Below are 15,099 nucleotides of genomic sequence, written 5' to 3' on the forward strand. Positions count from 1 at the left end.
TTAATTTGCTAATATTTTTTCCACAAACTCTCTAAAAACACCTTCACCACCTTTTTTTTCTAATAATGTTATGTTTACGATGTCTCTTATTTTTTTTGTTGCATTGGCAGGACAAGCAGCAAAACCTACTGCATTTAGCAGTTCAAAGCAATTAATGTCGTCTCCGATATATGCAACCTCTTCTAACTCTAAACTATTTTCGTTACAAATTTTTAAAACAGACTCTAATTTTCCTCCGAATTTTTTTCCTTGATACAAAAAGTCAACTTTTAGTTTTTTTGCTCTATTTGCAACAATATTTGTGTTTTCAGAAGTTATAATTCCAGTCTTAATTCCATTTTCTCTTAACAATTGAAATCCCATACCGTCGTGAGTATTAAACTTTTTTAGTTCATTACCATCTTCGGTATAATACATTCCAGCATCAGTTAAAACCCCATCTACATCAGAAATTACTAACTTTATTTTATGCTTTTTTTGATTTAAAATAAATTTTTTCATTAAAGATTCAGCAACAATCCAATCCTCTTCTTCATCAATCTCTACAGCAGTAAATTCAGGCATTTCGCTTATACCTATATTTCCAGATATTCTATTTTCATTTGTGAGAATAGATTTTACAGTACTTATGTAAAAAGCACCATTTTCCATTAACAATCCATCAAAATCTTGTCTTCTAGGTCTATTTTTGAAATCGTAATTCAAAGCTTTTCCGTCGGGTGACCAAAAAAATCTTTTACTTCGAACACAAGATAAAACAGCATCATATTTTTTATTTACAAATAGATTCAATCCGTTTTCAAGATCATTCTTTGTTAACATTGGTGAAGTTGCTTGTATCAATATAAAACGATCAGAATCTGATAAGTTTACTTTTGATAAATATTCAAGCATTACACTTTCTGTAGATGAAGTATCTTCTGCATTTTTAGCTTCTCTTTGGTAAATTGTAACTTTTTCAAATTTGAAAGACCTGACAGTTTCTTCTATTTCTAGACTATCTGTAGCTACAACTACTTCATTTATTTGATTTACTTCAAAAGCAGCTTTTATTGTCCAATAAATTAAGGGTTTTCCACAAAACAGTTTAATGTTTTTAAGAGGAATTGATTTACTTCCACCTCTTGCAGGAATAAAAGCTACTGTTTTCATTACTTTCTATACTTTAGTTTATCTCTTTGTACTTGTTCAATTGCTAAAATTTCAGATTCTTTATAATTTAAAGATTTGTATGTAGCATTTAAATCTCTACATAATTTTCTCATTCCTGTTGGTTCTAAAGAAGCTGCATGATCAGTACCTTTCCAAGTTCTATCTTTTGTAAAATGTCTTTCTACCCAAGTTGCACCAAGTGTATAAGCTGCATTATCTATAGCAATACCTAAATGATGACCTGAAAAACCTATATCTTTTACACGATCTCCAAATTCTTTTTTTAATCTAGTAATTTCTAGTAAACAAACATTTTCGAAAGGAACAGGATATCCTGAAGTACAAGAATAAATAACTAGCCTATTTTTTGCTTGACCAGTTTCTTCGAAAAAGGCCACTATTTTTTTCTCTTCTTCTTGTGTAGTCATTCCAAAAGATAAATGTACTTCTCCTTCAAACTCATCTCTTAGTACTTTTAACATTTCAAAATGATTATTACATGCAGAAGGTACTTTTAATAAACTTGGTTTAAAAGTAATCATTTCTTTTGCAGAGGTAGTATCCCATACAGACGTAGAATATTCAATACCAATAGAATCACAGTGTTCTTTTAGTTTTTTATGTTGTTCAACTGTAAATTCTAAAAACTCTCTGTGTGCTCCATAGGTTTCTCCGTAAGAGTTAGCTGGGTTTGGGTGTTTAGCTTTATATTGTTCAGGTGTAAGTAATTCTTTATTATTTCTTTTTTGAAATTTAGCAATATCAGCACCACATTCTTTTGCTAGGTCTAATAACTCAATTGCAATATCGAAGTCACCTTTGTGATTACAACCGATTTCAGCAATTACTTTTGGTTTTTTATAGTTCATTTTTATACTTTTCTATATACCATTTATACATTCTATCTATTCCATCTGTTAGTTCAACTGAATGTTTCCAATTTAAACTATTTAGTTTAGTTACATCTGTAAATTTTCTCATAGTACCATCAGGTTTATTAATATTAAACATTAATGTCCCTTTAAATCCTACTCTTTTCTTTATTAGTTGAGCCAATTCTTTTATTGATATTTCTCTTCCTGTACCAATATTTATATGTGTATTTTTTACTTCTTTAGAACCCTTAATTAAGTCTTTAAAATCAACGTTATTCATAATATGAACACACGCATCTGCCATGTCTTCACTCCATAAAAACTCTCTTTTAGGTTTTCCTGAGCCCCAAATTTCTACGCTATCTTCTGATACTCCGAATTTTGATAAGTAAATTCTAGCTTCTTCTATTGATTTAACTTTTAAATCTTCTATAATATTTAAATCTTTTCCTTCAGATAATAGTTTTGCCAAATGAATTTTTCGAATTAAAGCTGGTAGTACATGAGATTTTTCCAGGTCAAAATTGTCATTAGGTCCGTAAAGATTTGTTGGCATTACAGAAATAAAATTTGTTCCGTATTGTAAATTATAACTCTCACACATTTTTATTCCTGCAATTTTTGCTATTGCATAAGGTTCGTTTGTGTATTCTAATTCTCCTGTTAATAATGAATTTTCCACTAAGGGTTGAGGTGCATTTTTAGGATAAATACAAGTGCTTCCTAAGAATAAAAGTTTTTTTACATTGTGTTTATAACTTTCATGAATCACATTATTTTGAATCATCAAATTAGCATAAATAAAATCTGCTCTATATGTATTGTTGGCAATAATACCACCAACTTTTGCAGCGGCTAAAAAAACGTATTCAGGTTTTTCTTTTTTGAAAAAAGAGGCAGTTTCAGTTTGATTTGTTAAATCTAACTCATTATGTGTTTTAGTAATAATATTTGTATAGCCTTTTTGTTTAAGGTTTTTAGTTATAGCACTACCTACTAACCCTTTATGCCCTGCAACAAATATTTTAGAAGATTTATTCATAATTATTTAAAATATCATGTCCGCCTTTTTGCAAATACGTTTCTCTCTCCATTAACTTTAAATCACTTTCCATCATTTCTTTCACCATATCTTCTAATGTATACTCCGGAACCCAACCTAATTTTTCTTTAGCTTTACTAGCGTCTCCTATTAATAAATCTACTTCAGTAGGACGGTAATAGTGTGGATCAATACAAACTACGATTTTTCCAACGTCTAGATTAAAGTTTGGGTTATTAGAAGATTTTATAATTCCTTTTTCTTCTTTACCTTCTCCTTCAAATGATAATTCTACACCAATTTCATTAAAAGCCATTTGTACAAAGTCTCTAACTGTGGTTGTTTTACCAGTAGCAATTACCCAATCTTCTGGTTGATCTGCTTGTAAAATCATCCACATCATGCGAACATAATCTTTCGCATGCCCCCAATCTCTTTGAGCATTTAGGTTTCCTAGGTATAATTTATCTTGTAACCCATGAGCAATTTTTGAAACAGCTCTAGTAATTTTACGTGTAACAAAAGTTTCTCCTCGTATTGGAGATTCATGATTAAATAAAATTCCGTTACAGCCAAAAATATTATAAGCTTCTCTATAATTTACTGTAATCCAATATGCATACATTTTTGCAACTCCATACGGACTTCTTGGGTAAAAAGGTGTTGTTTCTGATTGTGGTACTTCTTGAACTTTTCCATAAAGTTCAGATGTAGAAGCCTGATAGATTTTAGTTTTATTTTCGAGTTTTAAAATGCGAATAGCTTCTAACAATCTTAATGTTCCTAATCCGTCTACATTAGCAGTATATTCTGGTGTTTCAAAAGAAACATGTACATGACTCATCGCTGCCAGATTATAAATTTCGTCAGGTTGAACTTCTTGAAGTATTCGGATTAAATTAGTTCCATCGGTCATATCTCCATAATGAAGAATCAGATTTCTATTTTCAGTATGTGGATCTTGATATAAATGATCAATACGTTGTGTATTAAAGCTAGATGCTCTTCTTTTTATACCGTGAACTATATAGTTTTTCTTTAATAAAAGTTCTGCTAAATATGCACCATCTTGCCCCGTAATTCCTGTAATTAAAGCTACTTTTTTCATGTTGTTTTTTTAGAAAAAACCTATTTAAAGAATAGATTTCTAAAATTATTTACTCTTTCTATATGATTCTAAATATGAATTTAATTTTAATAATAATAGTAGTAATATCATTAAACTTAAACCTACTAAACCAAATTGAAAAGCTTTATTTTTTTCAATTTCTTTAATTTCATGACCTATTGGTTGGAAGTTAGAAACAATATTTATTATTTCCGATTTTTCAGATAGATCTTTGTTAACTTTAACTAAATCATTATTTAATCTGATTTTGGCATTGAATAGCTCCTGTTCTTTGTTTTTCGAACCAGGATTATTTCCTTCCATATTAATGCTAGTAGATGAGTTAGGTTTTTTAGCTTGTTCTATTAATACTTGTTTGTATATGTGATGTAAAGAGTCAGCTTGTTTAAGGTTTTTTCTTAATAAAGAATCAGTTCTTAATAAATTGTTTTTATTAATCTTTTTTAGATTCTTGAAGTAGTTATTATTAACAATAGAACCAATAATTACTTCATCCAGCTTAGAAAAAATATTATCTCTAGTAGAATTTACAGTTATTTTATGAACCTTATAATCGAATTTAGTAAATGCATTCTTAAATTTTAAATACGAATAGCTTTTTACAGTAGATGTATCTATCGATTGTGTAAGCTCATCATAAGAAGTAAGAATGTCATTTTCATTGATGATTGGAGTGATTTCAAATTTTTTGAAAGATTTGGCTTCAGTATCAGATATTTTAAATATAGATTTAATTTGCTCAATGTTTTTTTGCTTTACTAAATCATTATAAAATTGAATATTATTGTATAACTGTCTAGAACTACTAAAGTTAGGTTTAACATGTAGATTTGCTTCGTAAGTTGTTTCAGAATTAAACTCCATAAAAACTCCTAGTAGGGCACCTATAAAAGTTGCGATACTTAGTTTAATTACATTAAGTTTTAGGAATAAAAGAATCTCAATAAAGAAATTGAATATACCTTTAAAAATTCCCAAAATAGAGTTACCTAATTTTGTAAATCCTTTTCCAATAATAATGAACAAAGACCCTAAATCTACTTCTTCATTTTCTTTATGATATTGATCAGACATTTTTAGTCGTTTAATATTTGTTCTAATATTTTTTGAGTAATTGCATAAGTTGGAGTTACACCGCTCATTCCTAATCCACCAGAAGCTAATGTTGCTCCAGTTTCTAATGGATTATCTGAAGCATAGTACGCATATCTTACTTTTACATTTTCACCAATATTACCTCTAATCTTAGATGCTGATTGAATTGCTTTTTGGTAATGTGCTCCTTCCATTTCTAATCCGATAACATCCCAAGTTGAGTCATGGAAGAATTTTAAAAGGTCTTTGTTTTGTAATGAAGTTCCTAATACAGTAACCATAGCGCCATCAAATACTTCAACGCCAAAACCTTCTAAATCTTCTTTTTTAAGTTCATTCTTAAAAGGGTAGTTATCCGCAGTACCTTCAAAAATGTGAGAAGAAGGAATCATAATATCTCCTTTACCACCTTCTAAAATTCCTGCTTTACCCATTATGGAAACAGATTCAACATTTATATGAAGAATCTCATTATTACGTTTATATGGTTTTAATAACTCATCCATAGTTTCATAAGCTTGTTCTCCAAAAGCATAATCCATTACAATAATCACTGGTTTTGCTGATGAATTAGGATTGTTAAATTTTGTGTTATCAAAATTCACTTTTGCAGTGTCTATAATTTGAACATTAATGTTTGTTCCACTTTTATCTTTAATGTAAATTAATCCGTTTTCAGAAGCGTAATTTTTTACAGAAGTTTGTAAGGGCTTGCTATTGGCGTTACTTAATAGCTCATATAATTCAAAACCAGAGTTATTTTCTTTAGGTAAAGCATTATTCGCATATAATGTGTTTAACACACTATGCATATTAGCGCTTATAATATGAATAGGTCTATTTAATAAATTATTTTGTAATAAGGCTTCTTTAATATCATTAGCCCAATTTTCTCCATGATAATGACGCCCAATTTCTTCAGATAAAACAGAGCTAAAACGAATAGATCTTTTTTTATCATAAAGCTCTTCGTTAATGGCTAGTTTACCTAACCAATAAATTAATTGGAAGAAACGATGTGGGTTTTCTTCTGTCTCATAAGTGTTGTAAGCTTGATAAACTTCTTCGTAAGTTCTTCCTAAAATACTTCCAAGATGTACTATCAAAACATCTTTTTCTTGATCAGTAAGTGATTTGTTGTGAAGAACTGTTTCTTCTAGGTTTTGCCATTCACGAGTTGTTTTTTTACCATCACTAATTAAAACACGATCTTTTATTTTATGAGATTCTATAAATAAAAAGGTAAGATGTGTTAAAATATCATAGACATCAGATCTTCCCCTAGTAATCTCAATATTCATTTGATCTTTATCTATTCGATAACAGTTTCTTCTTCTTTTTGGAGGAATAATTGCTTTAAAATGAGAGTTTCTATAACCTTCATCTCCTGTAAGATTAATGAATTGACATTCTTCTATTCCTTCAGGAAGTCTTTCTATTATATAGTTTAAGCCATTTAATTCAGTTTTGTTTTCGGCAATAGACCCATAAATTTCAGGTCTAAGTGATAATAACGATTTTCGTAAAGTTTCACCTGAAACTCCCATAGGCTTATAAAATCCACGGCTAAATAAATGACGCATAGAAATATATAATTTTTCTATTGCATTTGTAGATTCTTGGGCTCTCGTTCTTTCTTTATATATTTTTGACATATTACTTTTTAGCTATTTCCTAATATTTTATTGTACTTAGATTCATCATTTAATATCTGAACTGCTTGTTTGATCGTGGCATCATTTTTCAAATGGTATTGATAAACACCTTTCTTATAAAAATATTGTTGTAAAATTTCATCTTGTATTTTTTCTAACAGAATATCTTTATTTTTATTAATCTGTTGAACTTTATACGTTTTTATTTTTGTGATTAATTGATTGTAATCTGAAGCAACATTATCTTTATTTTTCAGCTTTTTATAAGCTTCTTTAAATAACTTTTCTTGCTCTGTTACAAAAGCAGTATCTTTTGTTTTTAAATATGTTTTAAAATTTTCAAAACCATTAAACGAAAAAGAATTAATATCCGATTTTGGATTTTTTCTCACATAATCTGTAGCAAAATTAAAAATTGCTCTAGAATTTAAAAGTTTCTCAGTTTCTTCAGTTTTTTTAGAGATATTAACTTTTACATCAGGAGTTACACCTCCACCATCATATACAGCTCTACCATTTTCAGTTTTAAAAGTGTTTACTTGTCCATCAGAAAATTTAGGAACTTTCCCTGTTTTCCAGTTACGATTAGCATAATCTAATTCCTGAATACATCTTCCACTAGGGGTATAGTATTTAGAAATTGTAGCTTTCATCTGTGTACCATATGGTAAATCGAAATAGCGTTGTACTAATCCTTTTCCGAAAGATCGTTCACCTAAAACTACAGCTCTATCATAATCTTGTAATGCTCCAGATACAATTTCAGATGCCGATGCCGATCTGTCATTTATTAATACTACAACAGGTAATGTTTCATCTAGAGCATCTTGACTAGTAGTATAGCTTCTAGAATTCTTTTTTGTTTTTCCTTTAGTGTCAACAACTCTTTTTCCTTTAGGAATGAATAAATTAGTAATATTTACAGCATCATACAAAGATCCACCAGGATTACTTCTTAGGTCGAAAACTAATTTTTTCATCCCTTTTTCTTTCAGTACATTAATAGCATTTCTTACACCATCGGTAGATTTTCTAACTGTAAATTGAGTTAATATAACATAACCAGTATCTTTATTAATCATCTCAAAATAAGGAACTGGATCGTCAATAATTTTATCTAATTCTAATTTAAAATTTAATGTTTTATCTCCTCTTTTAACGACTAATGAAATAGCCGTACCAGGAATTCCTTTTAAAACTTGAGACAAGTTTTCATTATCTAAACCTTGTAGTTTTTGGTTATTAACATCGATAATTATATCGCCAGCTTTTAAACCAATTTTATCAGCAGGAAACCCTTCTTTTATGGTACGAATTGTAATTCCTTGTTTAGAGTACCAAGAAGAAATTCCAATTCCTCCATATTCACCTTCACGCCTAATTTTTGCATCTTCTACTTGTTGCTCATTATAAAAACGAGTGTAGGGATCTAAATTTTCTAAGGTATTATTTATAGCCTTGGTTGTAATTTCACCAGGATTTATTTCGTTAATGTAATCAACATTTAGTGTCTTATATAAATTGTTGTAAATTTCTATTTGTTTTGCAATCTCGAAGAAACGAGACTGAAAAGAAAAAGAAACAATAATTACACAACCAACAATTAGAATTAAAATTTTTTTATTTCTCATCTTCAGAAATTTTTGTGATAAACTTCTTTAAAAGTTTCTCCATTGAGGATTCTAAGTCTGCGTATTGCCACTCTTCTTTTGCAAGATAAGAAATCATAAACACATAAGGTTTATCAACTTCCGAATACACTATATTTTTTTGTAAACGATAACTTTCCCTTAATAAACGTTTAATTCTATTTCTATCTACAGCTTTTTTAAAGTTTCGTTTTGGAACAGAAACTCCACATTGAACTGGGAAATTTGAATGATGTTCAATTTTTAAATACACCATTCTTAAAGGAAAAACTTTAATAGATTTACCTTCAGTAAATAATTGTGAAATTAACTTTCTACTCTTTAAACGTTCTTGCTTTCCTAGTGTGAATTTCATTAGGACAAACATAAGCAAAGAAAGATTAATATCTGTTTTTTTAGCTATTTTTGAATAAAGTAAATGAATATGAAACCCGATCTTTTTCAAGCACCAGATTATTATTTAGTAGATGATCTATTATCAGATGAGCATAAGTTAGTTAGAAATACCACACGTAGTTGGGTGAAAAAAGAGTTATCACCAATTATTGAAGAGTATGCTCAAAAGTCAGAATTTCCAAAACAATTAGTAACTGGATTAGCAGAAGTAGGAGCTTTTGGTTCTTATATTCCTTCTGAATATGGAGGAGCAGGATTAGATCAAATCTCGTACGGTTTAATTATGCAAGAGTTAGAGAGAGGAGATAGTGGTATTCGTTCTACAGCTTCTGTTCAAACTTCTTTGGTAATGGGACCAATATTTAATTATGGGTCAGAAGAACAACGAAAAAAATATTTACCAAAATTAGCTTCAGGAGAATGGATTGGAAGTTTTGGTTTAACAGAGCCAAATCATGGGTCTAACCCGGGTGGAATGGAAACGAAGTTTAAAGATATGGGAGATCATTATTTGTTGAATGGAGCAAAAATGTGGATTTCTAATTCTCCTATTTGTGATGTGGCTGTAGTTTGGGCTAAAAATGAAGAAGGTAGAGTACATGGTTTAATTGTAGAACGTAGTATGGAAGGTTTTACAACTCCAGAAACTAAAAATAAATGGTCGTTAAGAGCATCAATTACAGGAGAACTTATTTTTAATAATGTAAAAGTGCCAAAAGAAAATATATTACCTAATAAATCTGGGTTAGGAGCTCCCTTAAAATGTTTAGATCATGCGCGTTATGGTATTGCTTGGGGAGCAATTGGTGCAGCTATGGATTGTTATGATACTGCATTAAGATATTCAAAAGAAAGAACTCAATTCGGAAAACCAATTGGACAATTTCAGTTACAGCAAAAAAAATTAGCTGAAATGATTACAGAAATAACAAAGGCACAATTAATGGCTTGGCGATTAGGTGTTTTGAAAAATGAAGGAAAAGCGACTTCAGCACAAATCTCAATGGCTAAACGAAATAATGTAGAAATGGCTATCAATATTGCAAGAGAAGCTAGACAAGTTTTAGGGGCAATGGGAATTTCTGGCGAATATTCTATTATGAGACATGCAATGAATCTAGAAAGTGTAATTACTTATGAAGGTACACATGATGTCCATTTATTAATTACTGGACTTGATATTACAGGTTTAAATGCTTTTAAATAAAAAAGCTACCAGATAGGGTAGCTTTTTTTGATAACTAATGTTGAATTGCATAACTGGCCCCTTCACCCAGTTTGCCTAGAGTTTTAGTAATCTCTTTTAAAATATTAGTTAATCTCTTTAATATCCCTTCAAATTGTTTCATTTTATTTCCCGTTTTAATGTTGGTTATCTGATAGTAATACAACTCAGAGTTTAAACACCCTACGGTTTTTAAACAAAATAGAAAAGCTATCGAAGAAATACCGATAGCTTTTACATTAAGTTCGGTTTAGTGTTGTAAAGCGTAACTTGCTCCTTTACCCCACTCTCTTAAAGCTAATAAAAAACGTTTTAAAATTCTTCTAGCTTTAATGATTAAAATTTTCCCCATAATTTTAATTTTAAAATAATCCCTAAACTTGTTATTAAAGAATAACATTGCAAATATAGTGGGCACAATAAGGTTATTACAAAGGGAAAACCGCAAGATAACATGTAATTTTCCGTAATTGTAAAAGGGTTTTTCCTAAGTTTTAAGAGCAGAAAAACCACCTGTTAAGGTGGTTTATTGATATGGTTTTAAGTATTCGGGGGGTACTATTTTTTAGTGCTGTAAAGCGTAACTTGCTCCTTTAGCACATTCAGTTAAAGCTTGAGCAAATGATTTCGTTATTTTGTTAATTTTGAAAAGTAATAATTTTCCCATGTTGTTAATTTTAAATAATCCCTAATGTTTTGTGTAATAAATAATTACATTACAAATATAGTGACAGTAACAAGGTTTTTGCAAGGGGAAAACCGCAAGATAACGTGTAGTTTTCCGTAGTTGTAAAAAGGTTTTTTCCTTAAGACTAAAAGGAAAAACCACCCATTAAAGGTGGCTTTTGATATAGTTTATAAGTTTCGGGGGGTACTAATTTTTTAGTGTTGTAAAGCGTAACTTGCTCCTTTAGCACATTCAGTTAAAGCTTGAGTAAATGATTTGGCTATTTTGTTAATTTTAAAAAGTAATAATTTTCCCATGTTGTTAATTTTAAATAATCCCTAATGTTTTATGTAATAAACAATTACATTACAAATGTAAGATGGTTTTTTAGTTTTTAAAAAGGGATATCCGCATAATAAAATGTGATTTTCCGTATTTAATTAAAATAGCTTAATAGTTGTTTAAGTGTTTGGTTAAGTTTTGTTTATGTTTTTGGCCAATAGGGATTTTGTGCTCGGAAATTAGTAAATGGTTTCCTTCTATAAAATTTACTTTTTGAATATTTATAGCATATGATTTATGAACTTGAATAAAATTGTTTGAAGGTAACTTTTCTATCATAGTACTTAATTTACTATAGGTTGTTAATGTGTTATTCGTGGTATGTACTTTAACATAATCTCCTAACGATTGAACAAATAAGATGTCTTCAAATTTTATAATATGTAATCTTTTATCTGCTTTAAGAATAAGTTTGTCTTCATCTTGCTTTAAAATATCTTTAGCTTTAATTACAGCTTTCTGAAAACGTTCGAACGAAAAAGGCTTCAATAAATAATCGGTTGCATTTACATCAAAACCTTCTACAGCGAATTCTGCATATGCAGTTGTGAAAATAACTAAAGGTGGATTGATTAACGACTTATAAAAGTCTAATCCTGAGATGATAGGCATATTAATATCTAAAAACAATAAGTCTACTTTTTCAACTTCTATCACTTTTTGTGCTTCTTGAGCGTGATTGCAGACAGCTTTTAATTCTAAAAAATCAATTTTTTTCACAAATTGTTCTAATACATTTTGAGATGAAGGTTCATCATCTATAATAATGCAGTTTATTTTTTTGATCATAATTCTATTGTTAATGAAACAGAATACTTCTCATTTTTAGAAGTAATTTCTAGATGATGTTGATTAGGGAATAAAATTTCTAAATGTTTTTTAACATTTTGTATTCCTATACCTGAGTAAGGAGTTTTATTTTTTCTGATTAAAAAATTATTAGAAATACTAAAAGATAAATTATTATTTCCTTCTATTAATTTAATGTGTACAAAAGGGTTTTGTACACCACTTTTAATTCCATGTTTAAAAGCGTTTTCAATTAAAGGTAACAAAAGCATCGGAGGGATTTTTTGATCTTTTTCTATAGTGTGTTCAAAATCAATTTTAGCATTAAGCGCACTTCTGTTTTTTTCAAAATCGATGTAATTTTTAATAAGTTCAATTTCTTTACTTAAAGGAATCTTTTCATTTTCTGTTTCATAAATACCGTATCTTAAAATATCTGATAATTGTAAGATAGCTTGCGTTGTTTCTTCTTTTTTATTTATTGATAAAGAGTACAATACATTTAAGGCGTTAAATAAAAAATGAGGATTAATCTGATTTTTTAAAACTGAAAGTTCTAACTGTAGAGCCGCTTTTTCTTTTTGATTAAAATAAATCCAATCTTCTGCAAGCTTAACAAAAACGGCTAAGAAAACAGCAGTTATAAACAAAAACACTATTTGAGAATTTTTTAAGTAAGAAATAAAGAAATAATCTGGAAACAAGAAATCAATTAAAATATTATGAAATGAAATATTTAAGAAGGAAAAGAATAAGGTAGTTGTAAGTATACAAATTACAAAGAGTACATTTTTTTCCTTTTTTAAAAGTTTTGGAATAAAATAATACAACCCTAAAGTAACTGGAGGGACTAATGTGATTAGATAGCTTACAGTGTAAATGATATCAATCTTTTGAATAGGATAATCAGAAAAGATAAACAGTAAAATGACAAAAAAGAACAGCCACAATATAACGTTGAATGTGGCTATATTGTGTCTGTTCCAAATATTATATTTTTTATGAAGCTTCATTAACTCTTTGTTAAAGTAAACTTTGTTTCAGTTTCCCATTTTTCAACAGATTTAGAAACCATATATTTCTTTAAAAACTGTTGTAATTCTTCAGAAGTTGCAGTTAATAAAATATCATCTTTCATCACACCAACTTTTTTGTGTTTGATTTTTATCTTTTTTTCTGTGAATAATTTTTCTAATCTTTTTTCATCAAACCATTTTATACTAACAGTTCCATCGCTTAACATATCAAGTTTTACAAGCGAATGAGTATAAACAATATGGTATTTCATTAAAGAACTTAAATCAACATTATCAGAATCAAAAGGGATAAAGTCTAAAAAATATTGATTTTCAATTTTAAAAGGTGTTGCGATAAAAGTAGAAGTTTCTTTCTTTTTTTTATATTCAACAAAGTAAGAGTTTTTAAACTGCTCTCGTAGTATTTTTTCTTCCTTAGAAATTTCCCCTTCATTATTTTCAGGCTTAGAGAATTCTGCTTTTGTAGAAATGATCTTCCAACTATTATTACTATTGTCTTTCCATTCTCCAATTAAACTTTCTATATGTTTTACAGTATCTTTTGTGTAAAAAGGATTTAAAGATTTTACAATACAAGAATTAAAAACTATTAAACTTAAAACTAAAATTATGTGTTTCGTTTTCATAATACTCAAATTTAAATTATTTGAGTCAAAAGAACCTTAAAGTAAAAAGAATTGAAATTTTTTTCGATGAACACTATTGTTTTCTAGTCAAACACGAAATATGAAATAAAGTTAGAGTGATTTATAGTTTCTTTAAAGAGGTGATAAATGTAAGTTTATAATAAAGTTAATGCTGAATAATCATTTATTCAGCATTAATTTTATCGTGAATTTTTGTTGAAATGTTATCATTCCATAACGTAAGAATGTCTGTAGCAACAGAAGCACCGCTACCAGCTGCTATAGCATATTGACTTCTCCAACCTGCGATTGTTCCGCAGGCATATAAACCATCTTTGATAAGGTGATTAAAATTTCGTAGTTGAATTCGATCTTTCATTGGGTTAGCACGAGAATGTTTTTCAACATATTGTTCTAGTCCAGCTATAGAAAATGGTTTAGCATAATTTAAAGCAATAACAACATTTTTCGTAAAGTATGTTTCTTTGTTAGTTATTACTTTATAACCATTTTGATCATCGAGAACAGCCTCAACTTTTTCATTATGAATTTGATTAATATGAGGGTAAAGTTCATTCATTTGATTTTTTCCCATTTCTAAAATATCTTTACCTAAAAAACCAGGATTTAATCCTAAAACGTTATTAAATAAAGCGTTTTGTAAATGCGAACTTCTTTGGTGCATAATAATTCCAATGTTTTTGTTTTTGGCAAACCATTTCTCTTTTGCAGAGCCTAAAACTAAGGCACACTGCATACCAGCAACACCACCACCAATAATTAAAACATCAAACTCCATATTAAGCCAATAACATTTTAATATTTGCAGCAAAAAGTTTTACAGCTATGGCTAATAGTATTACTCCGAATATTTTTCTAATAATTGCAATACCGTTTTTACCAATTAAGCGTTCAATTTTAGCAGAAGTTTTTAATACTAAATAAATTACAATGACATTTAATAAAACGGCTATAATAATATTCATTAATTGAAATTCTGCTCTAAGTGATAGTAAAGTTGTTAAACTACCAGGCCCAGCAATTAAAGGAAAGGCTAAAGGAAATACTGTAGCATTAAGCGCTTGATCTTCTTCATCTTTATATAAAGTGATACCAAGAATCATTTCTAAAGCAATAAAGAATAAGATAAACGAACCAGCAACAGCAAAAGAATTTACATCAATTCCAATAAATCCTAATAATCGTTGTCCTACGAATAAAAATAAAATCATAATTAATCCGGCAATAATTGATGCTTTTTCAGATTGAATATGACCAACTTTTTTTCGTAAATCGATAATAATAGGAATGTTACCTACAATATCAATCACGGCAAATAATACCATGAATGCAGTGAAAATTTCATTTAAATTAAAATCCATAACTGATGTTTTTAGTTATACTTTTTTTAAAACAAGCG

Annotated in this window: 14 protein-coding genes; 1 reads left to right on the plus strand and 13 read right to left on the minus strand. The window is 28.9% G+C overall.

Annotation, left to right across the window (positions count from 1 at the left end; genetic code table 11):
• The 8 genes from ACSIGC_RS11380 to rnpA are packed head-to-tail and all read right to left on the minus strand — an operon-like array spanning position 1 to position 8,952.
• Entirely contained in the window at positions 1-1,152 is a 1,152-nt protein-coding gene (locus ACSIGC_RS11380; RefSeq protein ID WP_442264944.1) for a cytidylyltransferase domain-containing protein, read from the minus strand.
• Complete coding sequence (locus tag ACSIGC_RS11385) at positions 1,152-2,021, minus strand: N-acetylneuraminate synthase family protein (RefSeq protein ID WP_442264945.1); 870 nt, start codon at positions 2,019-2,021, stop codon at positions 1,152-1,154. Before ACSIGC_RS11385 ends, ACSIGC_RS11380 begins: the two co-directional genes overlap by 1 nt.
• On the minus strand, positions 2,011-3,069 hold the full coding sequence (locus ACSIGC_RS11390) for a GDP-L-fucose synthase family protein (RefSeq protein WP_442264946.1): 1,059 nt from the start codon (positions 3,067-3,069) through the stop codon (positions 2,011-2,013). Before ACSIGC_RS11390 ends, ACSIGC_RS11385 begins: the two co-directional genes overlap by 11 nt.
• On the minus strand, positions 3,062-4,177 hold the full coding sequence (gmd, locus tag ACSIGC_RS11395; protein ID WP_442264947.1) for a GDP-mannose 4,6-dehydratase: 1,116 nt from the start codon (positions 4,175-4,177) through the stop codon (positions 3,062-3,064). Before gmd ends, ACSIGC_RS11390 begins: the two co-directional genes overlap by 8 nt.
• A gap of 45 nt (positions 4,178-4,222) precedes the next feature.
• A complete protein-coding gene (locus ACSIGC_RS11400; RefSeq protein ID WP_442264948.1) occupies positions 4,223-5,272 on the minus strand; it encodes a hypothetical protein in 1,050 nt (349 codons plus the stop codon).
• 2 nt (positions 5,273-5,274) lie between these two features.
• Positions 5,275-6,948: a DUF6909 family protein gene (locus ACSIGC_RS11405; RefSeq protein ID WP_442264949.1), complete on the minus strand. Its 1,674-nt coding sequence runs from the start codon at positions 6,946-6,948 to the stop codon at positions 5,275-5,277.
• A gap of 8 nt (positions 6,949-6,956) precedes the next feature.
• The gene (locus ACSIGC_RS11410) at positions 6,957-8,579 is read right to left on the minus strand and encodes a S41 family peptidase (protein ID WP_442264950.1); all 1,623 of its coding nucleotides are present in this window, start codon (positions 8,577-8,579) and stop codon (positions 6,957-6,959) included.
• Positions 8,569-8,952, minus strand: coding sequence for a ribonuclease P protein component (rnpA, locus tag ACSIGC_RS11415; RefSeq protein WP_442264951.1), 384 nt, complete (start codon positions 8,950-8,952; stop codon positions 8,569-8,571). The genes ACSIGC_RS11410 and rnpA overlap by 11 nt, the downstream gene beginning before the upstream one ends.
• A gap of 69 nt (positions 8,953-9,021) precedes the next feature.
• Here rnpA and ACSIGC_RS11420 point away from each other — a divergent pair, with 69 nt between their 5' ends.
• On the plus strand, positions 9,022-10,200 hold the full coding sequence (locus tag ACSIGC_RS11420; protein ID WP_442264952.1) for an acyl-CoA dehydrogenase family protein: 1,179 nt from the start codon (positions 9,022-9,024) through the stop codon (positions 10,198-10,200).
• Positions 10,201-11,335: 1,135 nt separating this feature from the next.
• Here ACSIGC_RS11420 and ACSIGC_RS11425 read toward each other — a convergent pair.
• The 5 genes from ACSIGC_RS11425 to ACSIGC_RS11445 all read right to left on the minus strand — a co-directional run bounded on the left by ACSIGC_RS11425 (position 11,336) and on the right by ACSIGC_RS11445 (position 15,061).
• Complete coding sequence (locus tag ACSIGC_RS11425) at positions 11,336-12,016, minus strand: LytR/AlgR family response regulator transcription factor (protein ID WP_442264953.1); 681 nt, start codon at positions 12,014-12,016, stop codon at positions 11,336-11,338.
• Positions 12,013-13,029 carry a sensor histidine kinase gene (locus ACSIGC_RS11430; protein WP_442264954.1) on the minus strand — a complete coding sequence of 339 codons (1,017 nt, stop codon included), beginning with the start codon at positions 13,027-13,029 and terminating at the stop codon, positions 12,013-12,015. The genes ACSIGC_RS11425 and ACSIGC_RS11430 overlap by 4 nt, the downstream gene beginning before the upstream one ends.
• A complete protein-coding gene (locus ACSIGC_RS11435; protein WP_442264955.1) occupies positions 13,029-13,679 on the minus strand; it encodes a hypothetical protein in 651 nt (216 codons plus the stop codon). Before ACSIGC_RS11435 ends, ACSIGC_RS11430 begins: the two co-directional genes overlap by 1 nt.
• Positions 13,680-13,863: 184 nt before the next feature.
• Positions 13,864-14,478, minus strand: a complete 615-nt coding sequence (locus ACSIGC_RS11440) for an FAD-dependent oxidoreductase (RefSeq protein ID WP_442264956.1) — start codon at positions 14,476-14,478, stop codon at positions 13,864-13,866.
• Between the two features lies 1 nt (position 14,479).
• Complete coding sequence (locus ACSIGC_RS11445; protein WP_442264957.1) at positions 14,480-15,061, minus strand: MarC family protein; 582 nt, start codon at positions 15,059-15,061, stop codon at positions 14,480-14,482.
• Positions 15,062-15,099 lie beyond the last annotated feature (38 nt).

Source organism: Tenacibaculum aquaeponti, from assembly GCF_052084715.1.
Taxonomy (GTDB): Bacteria; Bacteroidota; Bacteroidia; order Flavobacteriales; family Flavobacteriaceae; genus Polaribacter.